The sequence below is a fragment of the Pseudomonas sp. C5pp genome, assembly GCF_000814065.1.
GTDB classification, from domain to species: Bacteria; Pseudomonadota; Gammaproteobacteria; order Pseudomonadales; family Pseudomonadaceae; genus Aquipseudomonas; species Aquipseudomonas asiatica.
Map to the genome: position 1 here is coordinate 17,341 of NZ_JWLN01000029.1, position 22,505 is coordinate 39,845.

The window sequence follows — 22,505 nt, forward strand, 5'->3', positions numbered from 1 at the left end:
TTATGGCTCGTACTACAGCAATTAACCGCTACCGTAACATCGGTATCTGCGCCCACGTTGACGCGGGCAAGACTACCACTACCGAGCGGATCCTGTTCTACACAGGTCTGAGCCACAAAATGGGCGAGGTGCACGACGGCGCCGCGACCACCGACTGGATGGTGCAGGAGCAGGAGCGCGGTATCACCATTACCTCCGCTGCCGTTACCACCTTCTGGAAAGGTTCCCGTGGTCAGTACGACAACTACCGCGTAAACGTCATCGATACCCCCGGCCACGTTGACTTCACCATTGAAGTAGAGCGTTCGCTGCGTGTACTCGACGGCGCGGTCGTTGTGTTCTGCGGTACCTCCGGCGTTGAGCCGCAGTCCGAAACCGTATGGCGTCAGGCCAACAAGTACGGCGTTCCACGTGTTGTCTACGTGAACAAGATGGACCGTGCTGGTGCCAACTTCCTGCGCGTTGTCGGTCAGATCAAGAACCGCCTGGGTCACACCCCGGTTCCGGTCCAGCTGGCTATCGGTGCAGAAGACGACTTCCAGGGTCAGGTCGACCTGATCAAGATGAAAGCCATCTACTGGAACGAAGACGACAAGGGCACCACCTACCGCGAAGAAGAAATTCCAGCGGACATGGTCGACCTGGCTAACGAATGGCGCCACAACATGGTTGAAGCCGCCGCCGAAGCCAGCGAAGAGCTGATGAACAAGTACCTTGAAGAAGGTGAGCTGACCGTCGAAGAAATCAAGGCAGGCCTGCGCGCGCGCACCCTGGCCAGCGAGATCGTTCCGGCTGTCTGCGGTTCGTCGTTCAAGAACAAGGGCGTTCCCCTGGTTCTCGACGCCGTTATCGACTACCTGCCTGCTCCGACCGAAATTCCTGCGATCAAGGGTATCCACCCTGATCTGGCCGAAGTGCCGAAGGATGAAGTCACCCCAGAGCAGTACGACGAGCGTCATGCTGACGACGATGAGCCGTTCTCGGCTCTGGCGTTCAAGATTGCCACCGACCCGTTCGTTGGTACTCTGACCTTCGTTCGCGTTTACTCGGGCTTCCTGACCTCCGGTGACTCCGTCATCAACTCGGTCAAGGGCAAGAAAGAGCGCGTTGGTCGTATGGTGCAGATGCACGCCAACCAGCGTGAAGAGATCAAGGAAGTGCGTGCGGGCGATATCGCCGCTCTGATCGGCATGAAGGACGTCACCACTGGTGACACCCTGTGCAACGCCGACAAGCCGATCATCCTCGAACGTATGGACTTCCCGGAGCCTGTGATTTCGCTCTCCGTAGAGCCGAAAACCAAGGCTGACCAGGAGAAGATGGGTATCGCACTGGGCAAGCTGGCCCAGGAAGACCCGTCGTTCCGCGTCAAGACCGACGAAGAAACTGGTCAGACCATCATCTCCGGTATGGGTGAGCTGCACCTGGACATCCTCGTTGACCGCATGAAGCGCGAGTTCAACGTCGAAGCCAACATCGGCAAGCCGCAGGTTTCGTACCGCGAGAAGATCACCAAGTCCAACGTCGAGATCGAAGGCAAGTTCGTTCGTCAGTCGGGCGGTCGTGGTCAGTTCGGTCACTGCTGGATCCGTTTCTCGGAGCCGGATCAGGACGACAAGGGCAACATCACCGAAGGTCTGGTGTTTGCCAACGAAGTCGTTGGTGGTGTGATTCCTAAGGAATACATCCCTGCGATCCAGAAGGGTATCGAAGAGCAGATGAAGAACGGCGTTGTTGCCGGCTATCCTCTGATCGGCCTGAAGGCCGCGGTATTCGACGGTTCGTACCACGACGTCGACTCCAACGAAATGGCGTTCAAGATCGCTGCTTCGATGGCAACCAAGCAACTGGCCCAGAAGGGCGGTGGCGTGGTTCTCGAGCCGATCATGAAGGTCGAAGTTGTAACCCCGGAAGACTACCTGGGTGACGTGATGGGTGACCTGAACCGTCGTCGTGGTCTGGTCCAGGGTATGGATGAGTCGGTCTCTGGCCGTGTCGTCCGCGCTGAAGTTCCGCTCGGAGAAATGTTCGGTTACGCAACCGACGTTCGTTCCATGTCTCAGGGTCGCGCAAGCTACTCCATGGAATTCTCCAAATACGCCGAAGCTCCGTCGAACATCGTCGAAGCACTCGTTAAAAAACAAGGCTAATCCCCTTTAGGCAAGAGGTTCACTGTCGTGGCTAAAGAAAAATTTGATCGTTCCCTTCCCCACGTTAACGTCGGCACCATCGGCCACGTTGACCACGGTAAGACCACTCTGACCGCAGCTCTGACTCGCGTCTGCTCCGAAGTTTTCGGTTCGGCAGTCGTTGAGTTCGACAAGATCGACTCGGCTCCGGAAGAAAAAGCGCGCGGTATCACCATCAACACCGCTCACGTCGAGTACAACTCGAACATTCGTCACTACGCTCACGTTGACTGCCCAGGTCACGCTGACTACGTGAAGAACATGATCACCGGTGCTGCCCAGATGGACGGCGCGATCCTGGTTTGCTCGGCCGCCGATGGTCCGATGCCACAAACCCGTGAGCACATCCTGCTGTCCCGTCAGGTAGGCGTACCTTACATCGTGGTCTTCCTGAACAAGGCTGACCTGGTAGACGACGCCGAGCTGCTGGAGCTGGTCGAGATGGAAGTTCGCGACCTGCTGTCCACCTACGACTTCCCAGGCGACGACACCCCGATCATCATCGGTTCGGCTCGTATGGCCCTGGAAGGCAAAGACGACAACGAAATGGGTACTACCGCTGTCAAGAAGCTGGTAGAAACTCTGGATGCCTACATCCCTGAGCCAGTTCGTGCCGTTGACCAGCCGTTCCTGATGCCGATCGAAGACGTATTCTCGATCTCGGGTCGTGGTACCGTTGTTACCGGTCGTATCGAGCGTGGTATCGTTCGCGTTCAGGATCCGCTGGAAATCGTTGGTCTGCGTGACACCACCACCACCACCTGCACCGGTGTTGAGATGTTCCGCAAGCTGCTGGATGAAGGCCGTGCTGGCGAGAACTGCGGCGTTCTGCTGCGTGGTACCAAGCGTGACGACGTTGAGCGTGGCCAGGTTCTGGTCAAGCCAGGTTCGGTCAAGCCGCACACCAAGTTCACCGCAGAAGTCTACGTTCTGTCGAAGGAAGAAGGCGGTCGTCACACTCCGTTCTTCAAAGGCTACCGTCCTCAGTTCTACTTCCGTACTACTGACGTGACCGGTAACTGCGAACTGCCGGAAGGCGTTGAAATGGTAATGCCAGGTGACAACATTCAGATGACTGTCACTCTGATCAAGACCATCGCAATGGAAGACGGTCTGCGCTTCGCTATCCGTGAAGGCGGTCGTACCGTCGGCGCTGGCGTCGTAGCCAAAATCATCGAGTAATCACTCGACCGATTGAAAAAACCCCCGCTCAGCGGGGGTTTTTTTTATTGGGTTGACACTAAATTGGGGCGTCTATAGAATCACGCCTCCTTTTAGCGGGCGTAGTGCGTCCGTTGGGAACAGCCTGGAGTCTGAAATCCAATGCAAAATCAGCAAATCCGTATCAGGTTGAAGGCTTTCGACCATCGCCTGATCGACCAATCCACCCAGGAAATCGTGGAAACCGCGAAACGTACTGGTGCACAAGTGCGTGGTCCAATTCCACTGCCTACCCGCAAAGAGCGTTTCACCGTTCTGGTCTCCCCGCACGTCAACAAAGACGCGCGTGACCAGTACGAGATCCGCACTCATAAGCGTGTTCTGGACATCGTCCAGCCAACGGATAAAACCGTTGACGCGCTGATGAAGCTTGATCTGGCGGCAGGTGTGGAAGTACAGATCAGCCTCGGCTAAGACTTCGGTCTGGTCGTGTAACGCTCTGAAATGGGCGGCCATAGCGGGTGAAAGCCCCGTACACTCATGAGGTTTACAACATGACTATTGGTGTAATCGGTCGCAAGTGCGGTATGACCCGCATTTTCACCGAAGAAGGTGTCTCCATTCCGGTCACGGTCATCGAGATCGAGCCGAATCGTGTCACCCAGTTCAAAACTGAAGAAACCGATGGCTACCGTGCAGTGCAAGTCACTGTCGGCGAGCGTCGTGCTTCGCGCGTGACTGCCGCTCAGGCAGGCCACTTCGCCAAGGCCAACGTTGCCGCTGGTCGCGGTGTCTGGGAGTTCCGTCTTGAAGAAGGCGATTTCCAGGCTGGCGATCTGATCAAAGCTGAACTCTTCACTGCAGGCCAGCTGGTAGACGTTACTGGTCAGTCCAAAGGTAAAGGCTTCGCCGGTACCATCAAGCGCTGGAACTTCCGTGGCCAGGACAACACCCACGGTAACTCCGTGTCGCACCGTGTCCCAGGTTCCATCGGCCAGTGCCAGACTCCTGGTCGTGTGTTCAAGGGCAAGAAAATGTCCGGTCACATGGGCGCCGAGCGCGTGACTGTTCAGTCCCTGGAAGTAGTTCGCGTAGACGCTGAACGCAACCTGCTGCTGGTCAAGGGTGCCGTTCCAGGCGCTACTGGCGGCGACGTGGTTGTACGTCCAGCTGTCAAGGCTCGCGGTTAAGGGGAAACTGACATGCAACTCAATGTAAATGACGCTCAGGCGATCGAAGTTTCCGAACTGACTTTCGGTGGCGAATTCAACGAGACGCTGGTACACCAAGCAGTCGTGGCCTACATGGCCGGCGGCCGTCAGGGCACCAAGCAGCAGAAGACCCGTTCCGACGTGGCTGGTGGCGGTAAGCGCCCATGGCGTCAGAAGGGTACTGGCCGTGCTCGTGCTGGTACCACTCGTGGTCCGATCTGGCGTGGCGGTGGTGTAACCTTCGCAGCTCGCCCTCAAGATCACTCGCAGAAGCTCAACAAGAAGATGTACCGCGCAGCCCTGCGCTCCATCCTCGCTGAGCTGGTGCGTAGCGACCGTCTGGTCGTGGTTCAGGACTTCGCTGTTGAAGCACCGAAAACCAAAGATCTGCTGAACAAGCTGAACGGCATGGGTCTGAACGACGTACTGATCGTTTCCGACGCTGTTGATCAGAACCTGTACCTGGCTGCTCGCAACCTGCCGCACGTCGATGTACGTGACGTACAAGGTTCCGACCCGGTCAGTCTGATCGCATACGAGAAAGTGTTGATCACTGTCTCGGCCGTGAAGAAATTCGAGGAGCTGCTGGGATGAACCAGGAACGCGTATTCAAAGTCCTCCTTGGCCCGCACGTTTCCGAGAAGGCTACCGTTCTGGCTGAGAAAAAAGGCCAGTTCGTATTCAAGGTTGCTACCGATGCAACCAAGCTGGAAATCAAGAAAGCTGTCGAAGGCCTGTTCAACGTAAAAGTTGAAAACGTGTCGACTGTTAACGTTCTGGGTAAAACCAAGCGTACCGCACGTGGTCTGGGCAAGCGTAATGACTGGAAGAAGGCGATCGTCTCCCTTCAGCCAGGCCAAGATCTCGATTTCAGCAGCAGTGCTGAGTAAGGAAGGGGTGCATCATGGCAATCGTTAAATGCAAACCGACTTCCCCTGGCCGCCGTTTCGTGGTCAAGGTGGTCAACCAGGAGCTGCACAAAGGCGCTCCTCACGCACCGCTGATCGAGAAAAAATCGAAGTCTGGTGGTCGTAACAACAATGGCCGCATCACCACTCGTCACGTTGGTGGTGGTCATAAGCAGCATTACCGTCTGGTCGACTTCCGTCGCAACGACAAAGATGGCATCCCAGCCACTGTCGAGCGTATCGAATACGACCCGAACCGTACTGCTCACATCGCCCTGCTGTGCTACGCAGACGGTGAGCGTCGCTACATCATCGCCCCTAAAGGCGTGAGCGCTGGTGACCAGCTGATCGCAGGTGCCCTGGCCCCAATCAAGGCCGGTAACTCCCTGCAGCTGCGCAATATCCCAGTAGGTAGCACCATTCACGGCATCGAACTGAAGCCGGGTAAAGGTGCTCAGATCGCTCGTTCCGCTGGTGCTTCGGCTCAGCTGATCGCTCGTGAAGGCGTCTACGTGACTCTGCGTCTGCGTTCCGGTGAGATGCGTAAAGTACTGGCTGAGTGCCGTGCGACCCTGGGCGAAGTCTCGAACTCCGAGCACAGCCTGCGTTCGCTGGGTAAAGCTGGTGCCAAACGCTGGCGCGGCGTTCGCCCAACCGTTCGTGGTGTTGCCATGAACCCGGTTGACCACCCACATGGTGGTGGTGAAGGTCGTACCTCCGGTGGTCGTCATCCGGTATCGCCATGGGGCTTCCCAACCAAGGGTGCGAAGACCCGTGGTAATAAGCGTACCGACAACATGATCGTCCGTCGTCGCAAGTAACTAGAGGGATACGACAGTGCCACGTTCTCTGAAAAAAGGTCCTTTTATCGATCTTCACCTGCTGAAGAAGGTCGAAGTGGCGGTGGAGAAGAACGATCGCAAGCCAGTTAAAACCTGGTCGCGCCGTTCGATGATCCTGCCACAAATGGTCGGTCTGACCATCGCGGTACACAACGGTCGTCAACATGTCCCAGTTCTGGTGAACGAAGACATGGTCGGCCACAAACTGGGCGAGTTCGCCGGTACCCGCACCTATCGCGGGCACGTGGCTGACAAGAAAGCCAAGCGTTAAGGGGTAAGGAAATGGAAGTAGCCGCTAAGTTGTCGGGCGCTCGCATCTCCGCCCAGAAAGCCCGCTTGGTCGCCGACCAGATCCGCGGGAAGAAGGTGGGCGAAGCGCTCAACCTGTTGGCCTTCAGCAGCAAAAAAGCCGCTGAAATCATGAAGAAAGTCCTCGAGTCGGCCGTTGCCAACGCCGAACACAACGAAGGCGCAGACGTTGATGACCTGAAGGTCTCCACCGTCTTCGTCAACGAAGGGCGTTCGCTGAAGCGCATCATGCCACGTGCCAAAGGCCGTGCTGATCGCATCGTCAAGCGGTCTTGCCATATCACTGTCAAGGTTGCGGACAAGTAACGGAGTCGATCAGATGGGTCAGAAAGTACATCCCACTGGCATTCGCCTGGGAATCGTCAAGGAGCACACCTCCGTCTGGTACGCAGACGGTGCTACTTACGCAGATTACCTGTTGAAGGATCTGAAAACGCGTGAGTACCTCCAAGACAAACTAAAAAGCGCGTCCGTAAGCCGTATCGATATTCATCGTCCGGCTCAAACTGCACGCATCACCATCCACACCGCTCGTCCCGGTATCGTTATCGGTAAGAAAGGTGAAGATGTCGAGAAGCTGCGTCAGGACCTGACCAAGCAGATGGGTGTGCCTGTGCACATCAACATCGAAGAGATCCGCAAGCCGGAACTCGACGCTATGCTGGTTGCGCAGAGCGTAGCTCAGCAGCTGGAACGCCGCGTAATGTTCCGTCGCGCCATGAAGCGCGCCGTACAGAACGCCATGCGTATTGGTGCCAAGGGCATCAAGATCCAGGTGAGCGGTCGTCTCGGCGGTGCTGAGATTGCTCGTACCGAGTGGTATCGCGAAGGTCGTGTGCCTCTGCACACCCTGCGTGCCGATATCGACTACAACACCTACGAAGCTCACACCACTTACGGTGTGATCGGTGTGAAGGTTTGGATCTTCAAAGGCGAAGTTATTGGTGGTCGCCAAGAAGAACTGAAACCACAAGCACCAGCGCCTCGTAAAAAAGCTGCTAAGTAAGGGGTACGCCAAATGTTGCAACCAAAGCGTACAAAATTCCGCAAGCAGATGACTGGCCACAACCGTGGTCTGGCACTGCGCGGTAGCAAAGTCAGCTTCGGCGAATTCGCCCTGAAAGCTGTTGCTCGCGGTCGCCTCACCGCTCGCCAGATCGAGTCCGCACGTCGTGCGCTGACCCGTCACGTAAAACGTGGCGGTAAGATCTGGATCCGTGTGTTCCCGGACAAGCCGATCTCCAAGAAGCCTCTCGAGGTTCGTATGGGTAAAGGTAAGGGTTCCGTGGAATACTGGGTTGCCCAGATTCAGCCAGGCAAAGTCCTGTATGAAATCGAGGGTGTTTCTGAAGAGCTGGCGCGCGAAGCTTTCGCCCTGGCTGCTGCAAAGCTGCCTCTCGCCACCTCCTTTGTTAAGCGGACGGTGATGTGATGAAAGCGAATGAACTTCGTGAAAAATCGGCACAGCAACTGAATGAGCAACTGCTCGGCTTGCTGCGCGACCAGTTCAATCTGCGTATGCAGAAAGCAACTGGCCAGTTGGGGCAGTCGCACCTGCTCTCGCAAGTTAAGCGTGACATCGCTCGCGTGAAAACTGTGCTCAACCAGCAGGCAGGTAAGTGATCATGGCTGAAGCTGAAAAAACCGTCCGTACGCTGACTGGCCGTGTCGTCAGCGACAAAATGGACAAGACCATCACCGTTCTGATCGAGCGTCGCGTAAAGCACCCGATCTACGGTAAATACGTTAAGCGTTCGACTAAGCTGCACGCGCACGACGAAGCCAACCAGTGCAAGATCGGCGACAAGGTTTCCATCCGTGAAACCCGTCCGCTGGCCAAGACCAAGTCCTGGGCACTGGTTGAAGTCCTCGAACGCGCTGTTGAAGTCTAAGGGCTAGGGGTCGGAGAAATTTTATGATTCAGACTCAATCCATGCTCGATGTGGCCGATAACAGCGGCGCTCGTCGCGTCATGTGCATCAAGGTGCTCGGCGGTTCGCACCGCCGTTACGCCGGCATCGGTGACATCATCAAGGTAACCGTCAAGGAAGCAATTCCGCGCGGTAAGGTCAAGAAAGGCCAAGTGATGACTGCTGTTGTCGTGCGCACCCGTCACGGTGTTCGTCGCGCTGACGGTTCCATCATTCGTTTCGACGGCAACGCTGCTGTTCTGCTGAACAACAAGCAAGAGCCGATCGGCACTCGCATCTTCGGGCCAGTGACCCGTGAACTTCGTACTGAGAAGTTCATGAAGATCGTCTCGCTCGCCCCTGAAGTGCTGTAAGGAGATCCGACATGCAAAAGATTCGTCGTGACGACGAGATCATCGTGATCGCCGGCAAAGACAAAGGTAAGCGCGGTAAGGTGCTGAAGGTTCTGGCTGACAACCGTCTGGTTGTTGGTGGTGTGAACCTGGTCAAGCGTCATACCAAGCCTAACCCGATGGCGGGCGTACAGGGCGGTATCGTCGAAAAAGAAGCGCCTCTGCACGCTTCCAACGTTGCCATCTTCAACGGCGAAACCAACAAGGCTGACCGCGTTGGTTTCAAAGTAGAAGACGGTAAAAAAATTCGTGTCTTCAAGTCGACCCAAAAAGCGGTTGATGCTTGAACACTGCTAGGTAGAAGACCATGGCACGACTGAAAGAGATTTACCGGAACGAAATCGCTCCTAAGCTTAAGGAAGAACTTAAGCTGTCGAACGTGATGGAAGTTCCGCGCGTTACCAAGATCACCCTGAACATGGGTCTGGGCGAAGCGATCGGCGACAAGAAAGTCATCGAGCACGCTGTTGCCGACCTGGAAAAGATCACTGGTCAAAAGCCGGTTGTGACTTTCGCTCGTAAATCCATCGCGGGCTTCAAAGTCCGTGAAGGCTGGCCGATCGGTGTCAAGGTGACCCTGCGTCGCGACAAGATGTACGAATTCCTGGACCGCCTGCTGGCGATCTCCCTGCCTCGGGTTCGCGACTTCCGCGGCCTGAATGCCAAGTCCTTCGACGGCCGTGGCAACTACAGCATGGGCGTGAAAGAGCAGATCATCTTCCCGGAAATCGACTACGACAAGATCGATGCTCTGCGCGGTTTGGACATCACCCTGACCACCACTGCTCGTTCGGACGACGAAGGCCGCGCTCTGCTGCGTGCTTTCAAGTTCCCGTTCCGCAACTGATTGGAGTAGGAAAATGGCCAAGAAGAGCATGAAAAACCGCGAGCTGAAGCGTCAGCTCACGGTAGCCAAGTACGCCAAAAAGCGTGCCGAGCTGAAAGCGACCATCGTCAACCTGAACGCCTCTCCTGAAGAGCGTTTCGCTGCCGTTGTCGCCCTGCAGAAGCAGCCACGTGATGCCAGCGCTTCGCGTCTGCGCAACCGTTGCCGCCTGACCGGTCGTCCTCACGGTGTATACCGTAAGTTCGGCCTGGGCCGTAACATGCTGCGTCAAGCTGCAATGCGCGGTGACGTACCAGGTCTGGTCAAGGCCTCCTGGTAATCGCTGCAGGCTGGATCCCGGCGGAAGGGGAGCAATCTTCCGACCGCCGGTGACCTCGCCAACAAACAAGCCCCTATATGGGGCTTGTTTCGTTTCTACCTTGTGTCTAGAATGACCGGCTCACCTGAGCCTGGGTTTTTTGCCCTGTCCGCTCGGGTGGTTGTGATAGCCGCAAGGCTAATAATTCTTGTATCAGGAGCATCTAGCCCATGAGTATGCAGGACCCGTTAGCGGACATGCTAACTCGCATCCGTAATGCCCAGATGGCTGAAAAGTCCGTCGTAAGCATGCCTTCCTCCACCCTGAAGGTCGCGGTTGCCAAAGTTCTGAAAGACGAAGGTTACATCGCCGGCTACCAGGTAACTGGTGAGGCCAAGCCTTCCCTGTCGATCGAACTGAAGTACTTCGAAGGCCGTCCGGTCATCGAGGAGCTGAAGCGCTCCAGCCGTCCAGGCCTGCGCCAGTACAAGTCCGTCGCAGAACTGCCGAAAGTACGTGGCGGTCTGGGCGTGTCTATCGTCTCCACCAACAAAGGTGTGATGACTGATCGCGCTGCGCGCGCTGCCGGTGTCGGCGGCGAAGTTCTGTGCACAGTGTTCTAAGGGGAGATAGGCATGTCTCGCGTCGCTAAGAACCCCGTTAAGCTGCCAGCAGGCGTCGAAGTCAAATTCGCCGGCCAGCAGCTTTCGGTGAAGGGTGCCAAAGGCACTCTCGAACTGAACGTTCACTCGTCTGTTGAAGTTACCGAAGAGTCTGGCGAGCTGCGTTTCGTCGCTCGTAACGGTGACCAGCAAGCTCGCGCCATGGCCGGTACCACCCGCGCTCTGGTGAACAACATGGTCCAGGGCGTAAGCCAAGGCTTCGAGCGCAAGCTCCAGCTGGTCGGTGTTGGTTACAAGGCACAGGCCAAGGGCACCGTCCTGAACCTGGCCCTGGGCTTCTCGCACCCAGTGGACTACGAACTGCCAGCCGGTATCACCGCTGAAACCCCAAGCCAGACCGACATCCTGATCAAGGGTATCGACAAGCAGCTGGTGGGTCAGGTGGCCGCTGAAATCCGCGATTTCCGTCCGCCAGAGCCTTACAAAGGCAAGGGTGTGCGTTACGCGGACGAAGTAGTCCGTCGTAAAGAAGCCAAGAAGAAGTAGGGCCTAGCAAATGACCGACAAAAAAGTTACTCGACTGCGTCGCGCTCGCAAAGCACGTCTCAAGATGCACGAACTCGAAGTCGTGCGCCTGTGCGTGTTCCGCTCCTCGCAGCACATCTACGCCCAGGTCATTTCGGCCGACGGCAGCAAGGTTCTGGCAAGCGCCTCGACCTTGGACAAAGAACTGCGTGATGGCGCCACTGGCAACATCGACGCGGCCACTAAGGTTGGCAAGCTGGTAGCTGAGCGTGCGAAAGCCGCCGGTGTATCTCAAGTTGCCTTTGACCGTTCCGGCTTCAAGTACCACGGCCGCGTCAAAGCGCTGGCTGATGCTGCTCGTGAAGGCGGGCTGGAGTTCTAAGTTATGGCAAATAACGATCAAAAGCGCGACGAAGGCTACATCGAGAAGCTGGTTCAAGTTAACCGCGTTGCCAAAACCGTAAAAGGCGGCCGTATCTTCACCTTCACCGCGCTGACCGTGGTAGGTGATGGTAAGGGCCGTGTTGGCTTCGGCCGTGGCAAGTCGCGCGAAGTACCTGCCGCGATCCAGAAAGCCATGGAAGCTGCTCGCCGCAACATGATCCAGGTTGACCTGAAGGGCACCACCCTGCAGTACGCCACCAAGGCTGCCCACGGCGCCTCGAAGGTTTACATGCAGCCTGCCTCGGAAGGTACCGGTATCATCGCCGGTGGCGCAATGCGTGCTGTCCTGGAAGTTGCTGGTGTTCAGAACGTTCTGGCCAAGTGCTACGGTTCGACCAACCCAGTGAACGTGGTTTACGCCACCTTCAAGGGTCTGAAAGCCATGCAATCTCCTGAATCCATTGCTGCCAAGCGCGGCAAGAGCGTCGAGGAGATCTTCTGATCATGGCAACCGTAAAAGTAACGCTGATCAAGAGCGTCTCGGGCCGTCTGCCTAACCACAAGCTGTGCGTTAAGGGCCTGGGTCTGCGTCGCATCGGTCACACTGTAGAAGTCCAGGATACTCCCGAAAACCGCGGGATGATCAACAAGGCTTACTACATGCTGAAGGTCGAGGGTTAATCGATGAAACTCAATGATCTGAGTCCAGCGCCGGGTTCCCGTCGCGAGAAGCATCGTCCAGGTCGTGGTATCGGTAGCGGTCTGGGTAAGACCGGCGGCCGTGGCCACAAAGGTCAGACTTCCCGTTCGGGTGGTTCGATCGCTCCTGGCTTCGAAGGCGGTCAACAGCCGCTGCACCGTCGTCTGCCGAAGTTCGGCTTCGTTTCCCTGAAAGCCATGGATCGCGCCGAAGTGCGTCTGTCCGAGCTGGCCAAGGTGGAAGGCGACGTGATCTCCGTGCAATCCCTGAAGGATGCCAACGTGATCGGCCAGAACGTACAGCGCGTGAAAATCATGCTGTCTGGCGAAGTCACTCGCGCAGTCACCATCAAGGGTATCGCAGCCACCAAGGGTGCGCGTGCGGCTATCGAAGCAGCTGGCGGCAAGTTCGAGGAATAAATGGCTAAGCAAGGTGCTCTCTCTTCGCTCGGTAAGGGCGGGATGTCGGAACTCTGGGCTCGTCTGCGCTTTCTGTTCATGGCGATCATCGTCTATCGGATAGGTGCGCATATCCCGGTTCCTGGCATCAATCCAGACCGTCTGGCGGATCTGTTTCGGCAGAATGAGGGGACCATTCTTAGCTTGTTCAACATGTTTTCCGGTGGCGCGCTTGAGCGCATGAGCATCTTTGCACTGGGGATCATGCCGTACATCTCGGCATCGATCATCATGCAGCTGATGACGGCGGTCAGCCCGCAACTGGAACAGTTGAAGAAGGAAGGTGAAGCTGGCCGTCGCAAGATCAGCCAGTACACCCGCTACGGCACCGTTATCCTGGCACTGGTTCAAGCCATTGGCATGTCCATTGGCCTGGCCAACCAGGGCGTGGCGTTTTCTGTAGGCCTGGGCTTCCATGTCGTTGCCGTCTCCACCTTCGTGGCAGGCGCGATGTTCATGATGTGGCTGGGCGAGCAGATCACCGAGCGCGGTGTGGGCAACGGTATCTCGATGTTGATCTTCGCGGGTATCGTTGCCGGTCTTCCGAGAGCAATCGGGCAGTCTTTCGAGTCTGCGCGCACAGGCGATATCAACATTTTCGCCCTGGTCGCTATCGGTTTGCTGGCAGTAGCGATTATCGGTTTTGTGGTGTTCATTGAGCGTGGTCAGCGTCGTATCGCCGTTCACTACGCCAAGCGTCAGCAGGGCCGCAAGGTCTTCGCTGCGCAGACCAGCCACTTGCCGCTGAAGGTGAACATGGCGGGGGTTATCCCGGCCATTTTCGCGAGCAGCATTCTGCTGTTCCCGGCTTCGCTGGGTGCCTGGTTCGGTCAGTCCGAAGGTATGGGCTGGCTGCAGGACATCTCGCAGTCGATCGCTCCTGGTCAGCCGTTGAACATTCTGCTGTTTAGTGCAGGGATCATTTTCTTCTGCTTCTTCTACACAGCGCTGATGTTCAACCCGAAAGACGTAGCGGAAAACCTGAAGAAGTCCGGTGCCTTTATTCCGGGTATCCGTCCTGGTGAGCAGTCGGCACGCTACATTGATGGCGTTCTGACCCGTCTGACCATGTTCGGTGCTCTTTACATGATGGCCGTCTGCCTTCTGCCCCAGTTCCTGGTGGTGGCAGCAAATGTGCCGTTCTACCTTGGCGGGACCTCGTTGCTGATTGTGGTAGTGGTTGTGATGGACTTCATGTCCCAAGTACAATCGCACCTCGTTTCGCACCAGTACGAATCCCTGATGAAGAAAGCCAACCTGAAAGGCTACGGTGGCAGCGGTCTGCTGCGCTGATACGCCCCTAAGGTTCGAGGAGTCGGTAATGAAAGTTCGTGCATCGGTGAAAAAGCTGTGCCGTAACTGCAAGATCATCCGTCGCGAAGGCGTCGTACGAGTGATCTGCAGCGCGGAACCGCGTCACAAACAGCGCCAAGGCTGAGTGTGATCTGCGCTTCAAACCCAGCAGCTAGTGTGCTGCTGGGTTGATTATTCGTTTCTACAGCGATATTATCTCGCGCCCTATTTCTTGGCTTCCGGGGCGTAGGTAGCTGTCAATTGGAGTCCCACTGAATGGCCCGTATTGCAGGCGTCAACATTCCAGATAACAAGCATGCTGTTATCTCGCTGACCTACATCTATGGTGTCGGTCGCACTACTGCACAGAAGATCTGTGCAGACGCTGGTGTAAACCCAGCCGCTAAGATCAAGGATCTGAGCGACGAGCAAATCGAAACCCTGCGTGGCGAAGTCGCGAAGTTCACCACCGAAGGTGACCTGCGTCGTGACATCAACATGAAGATCAAGCGCTTGATGGACCTGGGTTGCTACCGCGGCCTGCGTCATCGTAAAGGTCTGCCGGTTCGCGGTCAGCGCACCAAGACCAACGCACGCACCCGTAAGGGCCCGCGTAAGCCGATCCGCAAGTAATCGCCCAGGAATATAGACATGGCAAAACCTGCTGCTCGTCCTCGTAAGAAAGTCAAAAAGACAGTGGTTGATGGCATCGCCCACATCCATGCCTCTTTCAACAACACCATCGTGACCATCACCGACCGTCAGGGCAACGCTTTGTCCTGGGCGACCTCCGGTGGTTCGGGTTTCCGTGGTTCGCGCAAATCCACCCCGTTCGCAGCCCAGATCGCTGCTGAGCGTGCTGGTCAAGCTGCGCTGGAATACGGTCTGAAGAACCTCGACGTAAACGTCAAGGGTCCAGGTCCAGGTCGTGAGTCCGCCGTTCGTGCACTGAACAGCTGCGGCTACAAGATCGCCAGCATCACCGACGTGACGCCAATCCCGCACAACGGGTGCCGTCCGCCGAAGAAGCGTCGCGTGTAATCAGGAGACAGATAAATGGCACGTTACATTGGTCCAAAATGCAAACTGTCTCGTCGTGAAGGCACTGACCTGTTCCTGAAGAGCGGCGTTCGCGCTCTGGAATCGAAGTGCAACATCGAAGCAGCCCCAGGTATCCACGGCCAGCGCCGTGGCCGTCAGTCCGACTACGGTACCCAGCTGCGCGAGAAGCAAAAAGTTCGTCGTATCTACGGTGTTCTGGAGCGTCAGTTCCGCGGTTACTACCAGGCTGCAGCCTCGAAAAAAGGCGCAACCGGTGAGAACCTGCTGCAACTGCTCGAGTGCCGTCTGGATAACGTCGTCTACCGTATGGGCTTCGGCTCGACTCGTTCCGAGTCCCGTCAGCTGGTTTCGCACAAAGCGATCAGCGTCAACGGTAAGACTGTAAACATTCCATCCTACCAAGTTCGTCCGGGTGACGTGGTCGCGGTTCGCGAGAAGTCGCTGAACCAGCTGCGCATTGTTCAAGCCCTTGAACTGTGCGCCCAGCGTGGCCGCGTTGAGTGGGTTGACGTGGATGCTGCTAAAAAGTCGGGCGTTTTCAAGAACGTTCCTGCTCGCAGTGACCTGTCTGCCGACATCAACGAGAACCTGATTGTCGAGCTCTACTCCAAGTAAGGGCTAGAAAATAGGTGCATCCATGCAGATTTCGGTAAATGAGTTCCTGACTCCCCGCCACATTGATGTGCAGGTAGTCAGTCCGACCCGCGCCAAGATTACGCTCGAGCCTCTCGAGCGTGGTTTCGGCCATACCCTGGGCAACGCGCTGCGCCGCATCCTGTTGTCCTCCATGCCTGGCTGTGCAGTAGTCGAGGCCGAGATCGACGGCGTACTCCACGAGTACTCCGCGATCGAAGGTGTTCAGGAAGACGTCATTGAAATCCTGTTGAACCTGAAAGGCCTGGCTATCAAACTGCACGGTCGTGACGAAGTTACGCTGACCTTGTCGAAAAAGGGTTCGGGGGTGGTTACCGCTGCCGATATTCAGCTGGATCACGATGTCGAGATCGTCAACCCCGATCACGTAATCGCGAACCTGGCGTCGAACGGCGCCCTGAACATGAAGCTCACTGTAGCTCGTGGTCGTGGTTACGAGCCGGCCGACTCCCGTCAAACCGACGAAGACGAAAGCCGTAGCATTGGCCGTCTGCAGTTGGACGCTTCGTTCAGCCCGGTGCGTCGTATCGCCTATGTGGTCGAGAACGCCCGTGTTGAACAGCGTACCAACCTGGACAAGCTGGTCATTGATCTGGAAACCAACGGCACCCTGGATCCTGAAGAGGCTATCCGCCGCGCAGCGACCATCCTGCAACAGCAGCTGGCCGCGTTCGTCGACCTCAAAGGTGACAGCGAGCCTGTCGTAGTCGAGCAGGAAGACGAGATCGATCCGATCCTGCTGCGTCCGGTTGACGACCTGGAACTGACTGTACGTTCGGCCAACTGCCTCAAGGCGGAGAACATCTACTACATCGGCGACCTGATTCAGCGTACCGAAGTAGAGCTGTTGAAGACTCCTAACCTGGGCAAGAAGTCCCTGACTGAAATCAAGGACGTCCTGGCCTCTCGTGGTCTGTCTCTCGGCATGCGCCTCGACAACTGGCCGCCTGCAAGTCTTAAGAAAGACGACAAGGCGACCGCCTGATCGTCGTAATCACCGAACGTAGTGTTTGGTAAGGAATGAATCATGCGTCATCGTAAAAGTGGACGTCACCTGAGCCGTACCAGCTCTCACCGCAAGGCTATGTTCCAGAACATGGCAGTGTCGCTGATCGAGCACGAGCTGATCAAAACCACCCTGCCGAAAGCCAAGGAACTGCGCCGCGTTGCCGAGCCGCTGATCACCCTGGCCAAGGAAGACAGCGTAGCTAACCGCCGTCTGGCCTTCGATCGTACCCGTTCGAAGTCCGCTGTTGGCAAGCTGTTCAACGACCTGGGCAAGCGTTACGCCACCCGTCAGGGCGGCTACCTGCGCATCCTGAAGTGCGGTTTCCGCGCTGGCGACAACGCTCCTATGGCGTACGTCGAGCTGGTTGATCGTCCGGTCGGCGGTGCTGTAGAAGCTGCTGAGTAAGACGTTCTGTCTGCTACAAAGAATCGGGCCTAGTGCCCGGTTTTTTGTTTCAACATGTATTGTTTATTTCTATTGATTCAAGTCATGTAATGCATTTGTTCTTGTAACCTTGCTCGTCAATACTCTCTCCAGAGCCGATTAGCCGGCGCTTGAAGACCGATAAGGAGAGCCCATGAGCAAGATTCTCACCACCGCCAGCGGTGCACCTGTAGCAGACAACCAGAATTCCCGTTCTGCCGGCCCGCGCGGCCCGCTGCTGCTCGACGACTTCCACCTGATCGAGAAGCTCGCCCACTTCAACCGCGAGAACATTCCTGAGCGCCGCGTACACGCAAAAGGCTCGGGAGCTTACGGCACCTTTACCGTCACCCGCGATATCACCGATTACACCAGTGCCAAGTTGTTTGAACAGGTTGGCAAGGAGACCGAAACCTTCCTGCGCTTCTCGACCGTTGGTGGTGAGCGTGGCTCCGCTGATACCGAGCGCGATCCCCGTGGTTTTGCCGTCAAGTTCTACACCGAGGAAGGCAACTGGGACATCGTCGGCAACAACACGCCGGTGTTCTTCATCCGCGACCCACTGAAGTTCCCGGACTTTATCCACACCCAGAAGCGTCACCCACAATCCAACCTGAAGAACGCTCAGATGATGTGGGACTTCTGGTCGCACTCTCCCGAGGCGCTGCATCAGGTCACCATTCTGTTCTCCGATCGCGGCATTCCGGACGGCTACCGCCACATGCACGGCTTTGGTAGCCATACCTACAGCCTGATCAATGCCAAGGGTGAACGCACCTGGGTCAAATGGCACTTCAAGACCCAGCAAGGCATCAAGAACCTCGCTCCGGCAGATGCTGCGCGTCTGGCAGGTACTGACCCGGACTACGCCCAGCGGGACCTGTTCGAAGCCATCGAGCGGGGCGATTACCCACGCTGGACCGTATGCATCCAGGTGATGAGCGAAGCCGAGGCTGCCAGCCGCGACGAAAACCCCTTCGACGTTACCAAGACCTGGTCGCAGAAGGTCTACCCGCTGATTGAAGTGGGTGTGCTGGAGCTCAACCGTAACCCGCTCAACTACTTTGCCGAGGTCGAGCAGGCTGCGTTTGGCCCGAGCAACATGGTGCCGGGTGTTGGCCTGTCGCCGGACCGCATGCTGCAAGGGCGGGTATTCGCCTACGCCGACGCGCATCGCTACCGGGTGGGTACCAACCACCAGCAGCTGCCGGTGAACGCACCACGCTGCCCGGTCAACAGCTACCAGCGTGATGGTTCCATGGCCGCTGGCAGTTACGGCAGCGCGCCGAACTATGAGCCCAACAGCTACAGCGATGCGCCGAAGCAGTCACCAGGCCACGCCGAGCCTGCACTGGCCCTGAATGGTTCGGCAGACCGCTACGACCACCGCGAGGACACCGACTACTACAGCCACGCCGGCGCGCTGTTCCGCCTGATGAGCGATGAGCAGAAAGCCCTGCTGATAAACAACATTGCCGGCACCATGGCAGGCGTCAGCGAAGACGTGATCCAGCGTCAGCTGCAATACTTCTTCAAGGCCGATCCGGCCTATGGCGAAGGGGTTGCCAAGGCCTTGGGCATCAATCTCGCCTAAGTCGAAGTGATAAGAAGAACCGCCCTCATTTGGGCGGTTTTTCAATGAATATCACTACTGTTTAACCGATTTTTTGCTTCTAATTGCGCGGTTTTCAGTGACCGCGGGCAAAAGCTGGTTCACACTATATGGCATAGACGTTTTCACATGGAGAAGCAGGGCGATGCAAGGTCACCCGGACGTAATCAACTACCTCGTTACGCTGCTGAAGGGCGAACTGGCGGCTCGCGACCAGTACTTCATTCACTCGCGTATGTACGAAGACTGGGGCCTGTCCAAGCTCTACGAGCGCATCAACCACGAAATGGAAGAAGAGACGCAGCACGCCGATGCCCTGATGCGTCGCATCCTCATGCTCGAAGGCACCCCTGACATGCGCGCGGATGACCTGGAAGTGGGCAGCACCGTGCCGGAAATGATCGAGGCCGACCTCAAGCTCGAGTACAAGGTACGCGGCGCGCTGTGCAAAGGCATCGAACTGTGCGAATTGCACAAGGACTACATCAGCCGCGACATCCTGCGCGCTCAGTTGGCTGATACCGAAGAAGATCACACCTACTGGCTGGAGAAGCAGCAGGGGCTGATCAAGGCCATTGGCCTCGAGAATTACCTGCAGTCGCAGATGTAAAAGGCTGGGGCTGCTTTGCAGCCCTATCGCGATAAAAGGCCGCTCCCACAGGGAAATGCATTCCTCCTGTGGAGCGGCCTTTTGTCGCGAAATGGGCGCAAAGCGCCCCCCGAGGCCTTACGCCCGATCCCGCTCCAGCAACGGTTTCAGGTAGTGCCCGGTATACGACTGCTTCATCGTACTCAGTTCTTCCGGCGTACCGCAGGCAATGATCTGCCCGCCTTTCGAACCACCCTCCGGCCCCAGATCCACCAGCCAATCCGCGGTCTTGATCACATCTAGGTTGTGTTCGATCACCACCACGGTATTGCCGTGGTCGCGCAGGCGATGCAGCACGTCCAGCAACTGCTGGATATCGGCAAAGTGCAGGCCCGTGGTCGGCTCGTCGAGGATGTACAGTGTCTTGCCGGTGTCACGCTTGGACAGTTCGCGCGACAGCTTCACTCGCTGTGCCTCACCGCCCGACAGCGTGGTCGCCGACTGGCCCAGCTTGATGTATGACAGCCCCACATCCATCAACGTCTGCAGCTTGCGCGCCAGCGCCGGCACTGCGTCGAAGAACTCGCGGGCATCCTCGATGGTCATTTCCAGCACCTCGTGGATGTTCTTGCCCTTGTACTTGATCTCCAGGGTTTCGCGGTTATAGCGCTTGCTCTTGCACACGTCGCACGGCACGTAGATGTCCGGCAGGAAGTGCATCTCCACCTTGATCAGGCCATCGCCCTGGCAGGCCTCGCAACGGCCTCCCTTGACGTTGAACGAGAAACGCCCCGGACCATAGCCGCGCGAACGCGATTCCGGCACACCGGAGAACAGCTCGCGAATCGGCGTGAAGATGCCGGTGTAGGTCGCCGGGTTCGAGCGAGGGGTGCGGCCGATCGGGCTCTGGTCGATGTCCACTACCTTGTCCAGGTGCTGCAGGCCATCCATGCTGGCATGCGGCGCCGCTTCCAGGCTGCTTGAGCCATTCAGGGCGGTCGCGGCCAGTGGGAACAGGGTGTTGTTGATCAGTGTCGACTTGCCCGAACCGGACACCCCGGTCACGCAGGTCAGCAGGCCGATCGGGATTTCAAGGTCGACGTTTTGCAGGTTGTTGCCACGCGCGCCCTTGAGCTTGAGTTGCAACTTCTTGTTGCGCGGCGTGCGCTTGGCCGGCACTACGATCTTCTTGCGTCCGGACAGGTACTTGCCGGTCAGCGAGTCGGGGTGCTCCATGACTTCCTGCGGCGACCCCTCGGCGACGATCTGACCGCCGTGCACGCCTGCCCCAGGGCCGATGTCCACAACGTAGTCGGCCAGGCGAATGGCGTCCTCGTCGTGTTCCACCACGATCACCGTGTTGCCCAGGTCGCGCAGGTGGTTGAGGGTGGCCAGCAGGCGGTCGTTGTCACGCTGATGAAGGCCGATGGACGGCTCATCGAGGATGTACATCACTCCCACCAGGCCAGCACCGATCTGGCTGGCCAGGCGGATACGCTGCGCTTCGCCACCGGACAGGGTATCAGCGCTGCGGTCCAGGGTGAGATAGTCGAGACCGACGTTCACCAGGAACTGCAGGCGCTCGCAGATTTCCTTGAGGATCTTCGCCGCAATCTCGCCACGGCGTCCGGTCAGAGTCAGCTCGCCGAAGTAGTTGCTGGCTTCACCGATCGGCAGGTTGGTCACTGCCGGTAGCGTTTTTTCACCCACCCACACATGCCTTGCCTCACGGCGCAGGCGGGTGCCGCGGCAATCGGGGCACGGCTGGGTGCCGAGGAACTTGGCCAGTTCTTCGCGCACGGTGGCCGACTCGGTCTCGCGGTAGCGACGCTCCAGGTTCGGCACGATGCCTTCGAACGGGTGCGAGCGCTTGACGATGTCGCCACGGTCGTTGAGGTACTTGAAGTCGACGCTCTGCTTGCCGCTGCCCTGCAGGATCACCTTCTGGTGCTCGGCCGAAAGCTGGCCGAATGGTTCCTCCAGGCTGAAGCCGTAATGCGCGGCCAGCGAGCCGAGCATCTGGAAGTAGTACACGTTGCGCCGGTCCCAGCCGCGGATCGCGCCTTCGGCCAAGGTGAGCTCGGCATTGACCAGGCGCTTGGTGTCGAAGAACTGCTTCACCCCCAGGCCATCGCAGGTAGGGCAGGCGCCGGCGGGGTTGTTGAAGGAGAACAGCTTCGGCTCCAGCTCGCTGATGGCATGGCCACAGACCGGGCAGGCGAAACGCGCGGAGAAGATCGTCTCCTCGCCTGGCTCGTCATCCATCGGCGCTACCAGGGCTATGCCATCGGCCAGCTTGAGCGCGGTCTCGAACGACTCGGCCAGGCGCTGTTGCAGGTCGGCGCGGACCTTGAAACGGTCCACCACCACATCGATGCTGTGTTTTTTCTGCTTGTCCAGCTTGGGCAGTTCGTCGAGCTCGTAGAGCTTGCCGTTGACCCGGGCGCGCACGAAGCCCTGGGCGCGCAGCTCGTCGAACACCGCCAGGTGCTCGCCCTTGCGCTCGCGCACCACCGGCGCCAGCAGCATCAGCTTGCTGCCTTCCGGTCGCTCCAGCACCAGGTCGACCATCTGGCTGATCGTTTGCGCTTCCAGCGGGATATCGTGATCCGGGCAGCGTGGGGTACCCACGCGAGCGTACAGCAGGCGCAGATAGTCGTAGATTTCGGTGATGGTGCCGACCGTGGAGCGGGGGTTGTGCGAGGTCGACTTCTGCTCGATGGAAATGGCCGGCGACAGGCCTTCGATGGTGTCGACGTCGGGCTTTTCCATCATCGACAGGAACTGCCGGGCGTAGGCCGACAGCGATTCCACATAGCGGCGCTGGCCTTCGGCGTACAGAGTGTCGAACGCCAGGGACGACTTGCCGGAACCGGACAGGCCGGTGATCACGATCAGCTTGTCCCGGGGCAGGGTCAGGTCGATGTTCTTCAGGTTGTGGGTACGTGCCCCACGAATCAGGATCTTGTCCACTGCGGCCTCGCTCGGCGGGCATAAACAAGGAAGTATACGGCGCGCTGCCAGTACGCGGCAAAGCGTCGCGTAGATGCCGTCAAGCTGTCGGACTGATAGAATCGCCGCCGGT

General features: G+C 57.7%; 33 protein-coding genes. 32 read left to right on the forward strand and 1 reads right to left on the reverse strand.

Going from position 1 to position 22,505, the window contains the following annotated elements; all coding sequences use genetic code 11:
• Window positions 1-2: 2 nt before the first annotated feature.
• From fusA to bfr, 32 genes are all read left to right on the forward strand, one after another.
• The gene (gene fusA / locus RR51_RS21200; protein ID WP_039614596.1) at window positions 3-2,150 is read left to right on the forward strand and encodes an elongation factor G; all 2,148 of its coding nucleotides are present in this window, start codon (window positions 3-5) and stop codon (window positions 2,148-2,150) included.
• 27 nt (window positions 2,151-2,177) lie between these two features.
• Window positions 2,178-3,371 (forward strand): elongation factor Tu, encoded by a 1,194-nt coding sequence (gene tuf / locus RR51_RS21205; protein WP_013970626.1) that lies wholly within the window; start codon window positions 2,178-2,180, stop codon window positions 3,369-3,371.
• A gap of 141 nt (window positions 3,372-3,512) precedes the next feature.
• Complete coding sequence (gene rpsJ, locus RR51_RS28700) at window positions 3,513-3,824, forward strand: 30S ribosomal protein S10 (RefSeq protein WP_003186070.1); 312 nt, start codon at window positions 3,513-3,515, stop codon at window positions 3,822-3,824.
• A gap of 80 nt (window positions 3,825-3,904) precedes the next feature.
• Window positions 3,905-4,540: a 50S ribosomal protein L3 gene (gene rplC, locus RR51_RS21215; RefSeq protein WP_003257089.1), complete on the forward strand. Its 636-nt coding sequence runs from the start codon at window positions 3,905-3,907 to the stop codon at window positions 4,538-4,540.
• A gap of 12 nt (window positions 4,541-4,552) precedes the next feature.
• Window positions 4,553-5,155, forward strand: a complete 603-nt coding sequence (rplD, locus tag RR51_RS21220) for a 50S ribosomal protein L4 (RefSeq protein WP_008089819.1) — start codon at window positions 4,553-4,555, stop codon at window positions 5,153-5,155.
• Entirely contained in the window at window positions 5,152-5,451 is a 300-nt protein-coding gene (rplW, locus tag RR51_RS21225) for a 50S ribosomal protein L23 (protein ID WP_003255484.1), read from the forward strand. The genes rplD and rplW overlap by 4 nt, the downstream gene beginning before the upstream one ends.
• 14 nt (window positions 5,452-5,465) lie before the next feature.
• Complete coding sequence (gene rplB, locus RR51_RS21230) at window positions 5,466-6,290, forward strand: 50S ribosomal protein L2 (RefSeq protein ID WP_015268750.1); 825 nt, start codon at window positions 5,466-5,468, stop codon at window positions 6,288-6,290.
• Window positions 6,291-6,306: 16 nt separating this feature from the next.
• Window positions 6,307-6,582 (forward strand): 30S ribosomal protein S19, encoded by a 276-nt coding sequence (gene rpsS, locus RR51_RS21235; protein ID WP_003255482.1) that lies wholly within the window; start codon window positions 6,307-6,309, stop codon window positions 6,580-6,582.
• A gap of 11 nt (window positions 6,583-6,593) precedes the next feature.
• Complete coding sequence (gene rplV / locus RR51_RS21240; protein WP_003103908.1) at window positions 6,594-6,926, forward strand: 50S ribosomal protein L22; 333 nt, start codon at window positions 6,594-6,596, stop codon at window positions 6,924-6,926.
• A 13-nt stretch (window positions 6,927-6,939) separates the two neighbouring features.
• The gene (gene rpsC / locus RR51_RS21245) at window positions 6,940-7,626 is read left to right on the forward strand and encodes a 30S ribosomal protein S3 (RefSeq protein ID WP_003255481.1); all 687 of its coding nucleotides are present in this window, start codon (window positions 6,940-6,942) and stop codon (window positions 7,624-7,626) included.
• A 12-nt stretch (window positions 7,627-7,638) separates the two neighbouring features.
• Window positions 7,639-8,052: a 50S ribosomal protein L16 gene (gene rplP / locus RR51_RS21250; RefSeq protein WP_003255479.1), complete on the forward strand. Its 414-nt coding sequence runs from the start codon at window positions 7,639-7,641 to the stop codon at window positions 8,050-8,052.
• A complete protein-coding gene (gene rpmC / locus RR51_RS21255) occupies window positions 8,052-8,243 on the forward strand; it encodes a 50S ribosomal protein L29 (RefSeq protein WP_002555481.1) in 192 nt (63 codons plus the stop codon). The genes rplP and rpmC overlap by 1 nt, the downstream gene beginning before the upstream one ends.
• A 2-nt stretch (window positions 8,244-8,245) precedes the next feature.
• Window positions 8,246-8,512, forward strand: coding sequence for a 30S ribosomal protein S17 (rpsQ, locus tag RR51_RS21260; RefSeq protein ID WP_003255478.1), 267 nt, complete (start codon window positions 8,246-8,248; stop codon window positions 8,510-8,512).
• A 23-nt stretch (window positions 8,513-8,535) separates the two neighbouring features.
• Complete coding sequence (gene rplN, locus RR51_RS21265; RefSeq protein ID WP_002555479.1) at window positions 8,536-8,904, forward strand: 50S ribosomal protein L14; 369 nt, start codon at window positions 8,536-8,538, stop codon at window positions 8,902-8,904.
• 11 nt (window positions 8,905-8,915) lie between these two features.
• Complete coding sequence (rplX, locus tag RR51_RS21270; protein WP_013970637.1) at window positions 8,916-9,230, forward strand: 50S ribosomal protein L24; 315 nt, start codon at window positions 8,916-8,918, stop codon at window positions 9,228-9,230.
• A 20-nt stretch (window positions 9,231-9,250) separates the two neighbouring features.
• On the forward strand, window positions 9,251-9,790 hold the full coding sequence (rplE, locus tag RR51_RS21275; RefSeq protein WP_003257095.1) for a 50S ribosomal protein L5: 540 nt from the start codon (window positions 9,251-9,253) through the stop codon (window positions 9,788-9,790).
• Between the two features lie 13 nt (window positions 9,791-9,803).
• Entirely contained in the window at window positions 9,804-10,109 is a 306-nt protein-coding gene (gene rpsN / locus RR51_RS21280) for a 30S ribosomal protein S14 (RefSeq protein ID WP_013970638.1), read from the forward strand.
• 209 nt (window positions 10,110-10,318) lie between these two features.
• Window positions 10,319-10,711 (forward strand): 30S ribosomal protein S8, encoded by a 393-nt coding sequence (gene rpsH / locus RR51_RS21285; RefSeq protein WP_009681971.1) that lies wholly within the window; start codon window positions 10,319-10,321, stop codon window positions 10,709-10,711.
• Window positions 10,712-10,723: 12 nt separating this feature from the next.
• Window positions 10,724-11,257 (forward strand): 50S ribosomal protein L6, encoded by a 534-nt coding sequence (gene rplF / locus RR51_RS21290; RefSeq protein WP_009681972.1) that lies wholly within the window; start codon window positions 10,724-10,726, stop codon window positions 11,255-11,257.
• 10 nt (window positions 11,258-11,267) lie between these two features.
• On the forward strand, window positions 11,268-11,618 hold the full coding sequence (gene rplR, locus RR51_RS21295) for a 50S ribosomal protein L18 (RefSeq protein ID WP_009397496.1): 351 nt from the start codon (window positions 11,268-11,270) through the stop codon (window positions 11,616-11,618).
• A gap of 3 nt (window positions 11,619-11,621) precedes the next feature.
• Window positions 11,622-12,122, forward strand: a complete 501-nt coding sequence (rpsE, locus tag RR51_RS21300) for a 30S ribosomal protein S5 (RefSeq protein WP_003255465.1) — start codon at window positions 11,622-11,624, stop codon at window positions 12,120-12,122.
• Between the two features lie 2 nt (window positions 12,123-12,124).
• Window positions 12,125-12,301, forward strand: a complete 177-nt coding sequence (rpmD, locus tag RR51_RS21305) for a 50S ribosomal protein L30 (protein ID WP_003255463.1) — start codon at window positions 12,125-12,127, stop codon at window positions 12,299-12,301.
• Between the two features lie 3 nt (window positions 12,302-12,304).
• Window positions 12,305-12,739, forward strand: a complete 435-nt coding sequence (rplO, locus tag RR51_RS21310; protein ID WP_003257107.1) for a 50S ribosomal protein L15 — start codon at window positions 12,305-12,307, stop codon at window positions 12,737-12,739.
• Window positions 12,740-14,071, forward strand: coding sequence for a preprotein translocase subunit SecY (secY, locus tag RR51_RS21315; RefSeq protein ID WP_003257108.1), 1,332 nt, complete (start codon window positions 12,740-12,742; stop codon window positions 14,069-14,071).
• Window positions 14,072-14,099: 28 nt separating this feature from the next.
• Window positions 14,100-14,216 carry a 50S ribosomal protein L36 gene (gene rpmJ, locus RR51_RS21320; RefSeq protein WP_002555468.1) on the forward strand — a complete coding sequence of 39 codons (117 nt, stop codon included), beginning with the start codon at window positions 14,100-14,102 and terminating at the stop codon, window positions 14,214-14,216.
• A gap of 131 nt (window positions 14,217-14,347) precedes the next feature.
• Window positions 14,348-14,704, forward strand: coding sequence for a 30S ribosomal protein S13 (gene rpsM, locus RR51_RS21325; RefSeq protein ID WP_003257112.1), 357 nt, complete (start codon window positions 14,348-14,350; stop codon window positions 14,702-14,704).
• 18 nt (window positions 14,705-14,722) lie between these two features.
• Window positions 14,723-15,112: a 30S ribosomal protein S11 gene (gene rpsK, locus RR51_RS21330; protein ID WP_003255454.1), complete on the forward strand. Its 390-nt coding sequence runs from the start codon at window positions 14,723-14,725 to the stop codon at window positions 15,110-15,112.
• Between the two features lie 15 nt (window positions 15,113-15,127).
• Complete coding sequence (gene rpsD, locus RR51_RS21335; protein ID WP_003257114.1) at window positions 15,128-15,748, forward strand: 30S ribosomal protein S4; 621 nt, start codon at window positions 15,128-15,130, stop codon at window positions 15,746-15,748.
• A 22-nt stretch (window positions 15,749-15,770) separates the two neighbouring features.
• Window positions 15,771-16,772: a DNA-directed RNA polymerase subunit alpha gene (locus RR51_RS21340; protein WP_003255452.1), complete on the forward strand. Its 1,002-nt coding sequence runs from the start codon at window positions 15,771-15,773 to the stop codon at window positions 16,770-16,772.
• A 42-nt stretch (window positions 16,773-16,814) separates the two neighbouring features.
• Entirely contained in the window at window positions 16,815-17,201 is a 387-nt protein-coding gene (rplQ, locus tag RR51_RS21345) for a 50S ribosomal protein L17 (protein ID WP_003255451.1), read from the forward strand.
• Between the two features lie 172 nt (window positions 17,202-17,373).
• A complete protein-coding gene (locus RR51_RS21350; RefSeq protein ID WP_039614598.1) occupies window positions 17,374-18,813 on the forward strand; it encodes a catalase in 1,440 nt (479 codons plus the stop codon).
• A gap of 163 nt (window positions 18,814-18,976) precedes the next feature.
• A complete protein-coding gene (bfr, locus tag RR51_RS21355; RefSeq protein WP_003257116.1) occupies window positions 18,977-19,441 on the forward strand; it encodes a bacterioferritin in 465 nt (154 codons plus the stop codon).
• Between the two features lie 117 nt (window positions 19,442-19,558).
• On the opposite strand, the gene uvrA is transcribed toward bfr, so the two are convergent.
• A complete protein-coding gene (uvrA, locus tag RR51_RS21360; protein WP_013970642.1) occupies window positions 19,559-22,393 on the reverse strand; it encodes an excinuclease ABC subunit UvrA in 2,835 nt (944 codons plus the stop codon).
• Window positions 22,394-22,505: the final 112 nt, after the last annotated feature.

Coding starts and splice junctions, on each gene's coding strand:
- fusA (WP_039614596.1), top strand. CDS start 3: ATGGCTCGTACTACAGCAATTAACCGCTACCGTAACATCGGTATCTGC.
- rplE (WP_003257095.1), top strand. CDS start 9,251: ATGGCACGACTGAAAGAGATTTACCGGAACGAAATCGCTCCTAAGCTT.
- rplB (WP_015268750.1), top strand. CDS start 5,466: ATGGCAATCGTTAAATGCAAACCGACTTCCCCTGGCCGCCGTTTCGTG.
- rplO (WP_003257107.1), top strand. CDS start 12,305: ATGAAACTCAATGATCTGAGTCCAGCGCCGGGTTCCCGTCGCGAGAAG.
- rpsN (WP_013970638.1), top strand. CDS start 9,804: ATGGCCAAGAAGAGCATGAAAAACCGCGAGCTGAAGCGTCAGCTCACG.
- bfr (WP_003257116.1), top strand. CDS start 18,977: ATGCAAGGTCACCCGGACGTAATCAACTACCTCGTTACGCTGCTGAAG.
- rplF (WP_009681972.1), top strand. CDS start 10,724: ATGTCTCGCGTCGCTAAGAACCCCGTTAAGCTGCCAGCAGGCGTCGAA.
- rpsE (WP_003255465.1), top strand. CDS start 11,622: ATGGCAAATAACGATCAAAAGCGCGACGAAGGCTACATCGAGAAGCTG.
- rplQ (WP_003255451.1), top strand. CDS start 16,815: ATGCGTCATCGTAAAAGTGGACGTCACCTGAGCCGTACCAGCTCTCAC.
- rpsC (WP_003255481.1), top strand. CDS start 6,940: ATGGGTCAGAAAGTACATCCCACTGGCATTCGCCTGGGAATCGTCAAG.
- rpmD (WP_003255463.1), top strand. CDS start 12,125: ATGGCAACCGTAAAAGTAACGCTGATCAAGAGCGTCTCGGGCCGTCTG.
- rpmC (WP_002555481.1), top strand. CDS start 8,052: ATGAAAGCGAATGAACTTCGTGAAAAATCGGCACAGCAACTGAATGAG.
- RR51_RS21340 (WP_003255452.1), top strand. CDS start 15,771: ATGCAGATTTCGGTAAATGAGTTCCTGACTCCCCGCCACATTGATGTG.
- rplR (WP_009397496.1), top strand. CDS start 11,268: ATGACCGACAAAAAAGTTACTCGACTGCGTCGCGCTCGCAAAGCACGT.
- secY (WP_003257108.1), top strand. CDS start 12,740: ATGGCTAAGCAAGGTGCTCTCTCTTCGCTCGGTAAGGGCGGGATGTCG.
- rpsK (WP_003255454.1), top strand. CDS start 14,723: ATGGCAAAACCTGCTGCTCGTCCTCGTAAGAAAGTCAAAAAGACAGTG.
- rplP (WP_003255479.1), top strand. CDS start 7,639: ATGTTGCAACCAAAGCGTACAAAATTCCGCAAGCAGATGACTGGCCAC.
- rplW (WP_003255484.1), top strand. CDS start 5,152: ATGAACCAGGAACGCGTATTCAAAGTCCTCCTTGGCCCGCACGTTTCC.
- rpsM (WP_003257112.1), top strand. CDS start 14,348: ATGGCCCGTATTGCAGGCGTCAACATTCCAGATAACAAGCATGCTGTT.
- rpsQ (WP_003255478.1), top strand. CDS start 8,246: ATGGCTGAAGCTGAAAAAACCGTCCGTACGCTGACTGGCCGTGTCGTC.
- rplC (WP_003257089.1), top strand. CDS start 3,905: ATGACTATTGGTGTAATCGGTCGCAAGTGCGGTATGACCCGCATTTTC.
- rpsD (WP_003257114.1), top strand. CDS start 15,128: ATGGCACGTTACATTGGTCCAAAATGCAAACTGTCTCGTCGTGAAGGC.
- rpmJ (WP_002555468.1), top strand. CDS start 14,100: ATGAAAGTTCGTGCATCGGTGAAAAAGCTGTGCCGTAACTGCAAGATC.
- rpsJ (WP_003186070.1), top strand. CDS start 3,513: ATGCAAAATCAGCAAATCCGTATCAGGTTGAAGGCTTTCGACCATCGC.
- rplX (WP_013970637.1), top strand. CDS start 8,916: ATGCAAAAGATTCGTCGTGACGACGAGATCATCGTGATCGCCGGCAAA.
- rpsH (WP_009681971.1), top strand. CDS start 10,319: ATGAGTATGCAGGACCCGTTAGCGGACATGCTAACTCGCATCCGTAAT.
- rplV (WP_003103908.1), top strand. CDS start 6,594: ATGGAAGTAGCCGCTAAGTTGTCGGGCGCTCGCATCTCCGCCCAGAAA.
- rplN (WP_002555479.1), top strand. CDS start 8,536: ATGATTCAGACTCAATCCATGCTCGATGTGGCCGATAACAGCGGCGCT.
- RR51_RS21350 (WP_039614598.1), top strand. CDS start 17,374: ATGAGCAAGATTCTCACCACCGCCAGCGGTGCACCTGTAGCAGACAAC.
- rplD (WP_008089819.1), top strand. CDS start 4,553: ATGCAACTCAATGTAAATGACGCTCAGGCGATCGAAGTTTCCGAACTG.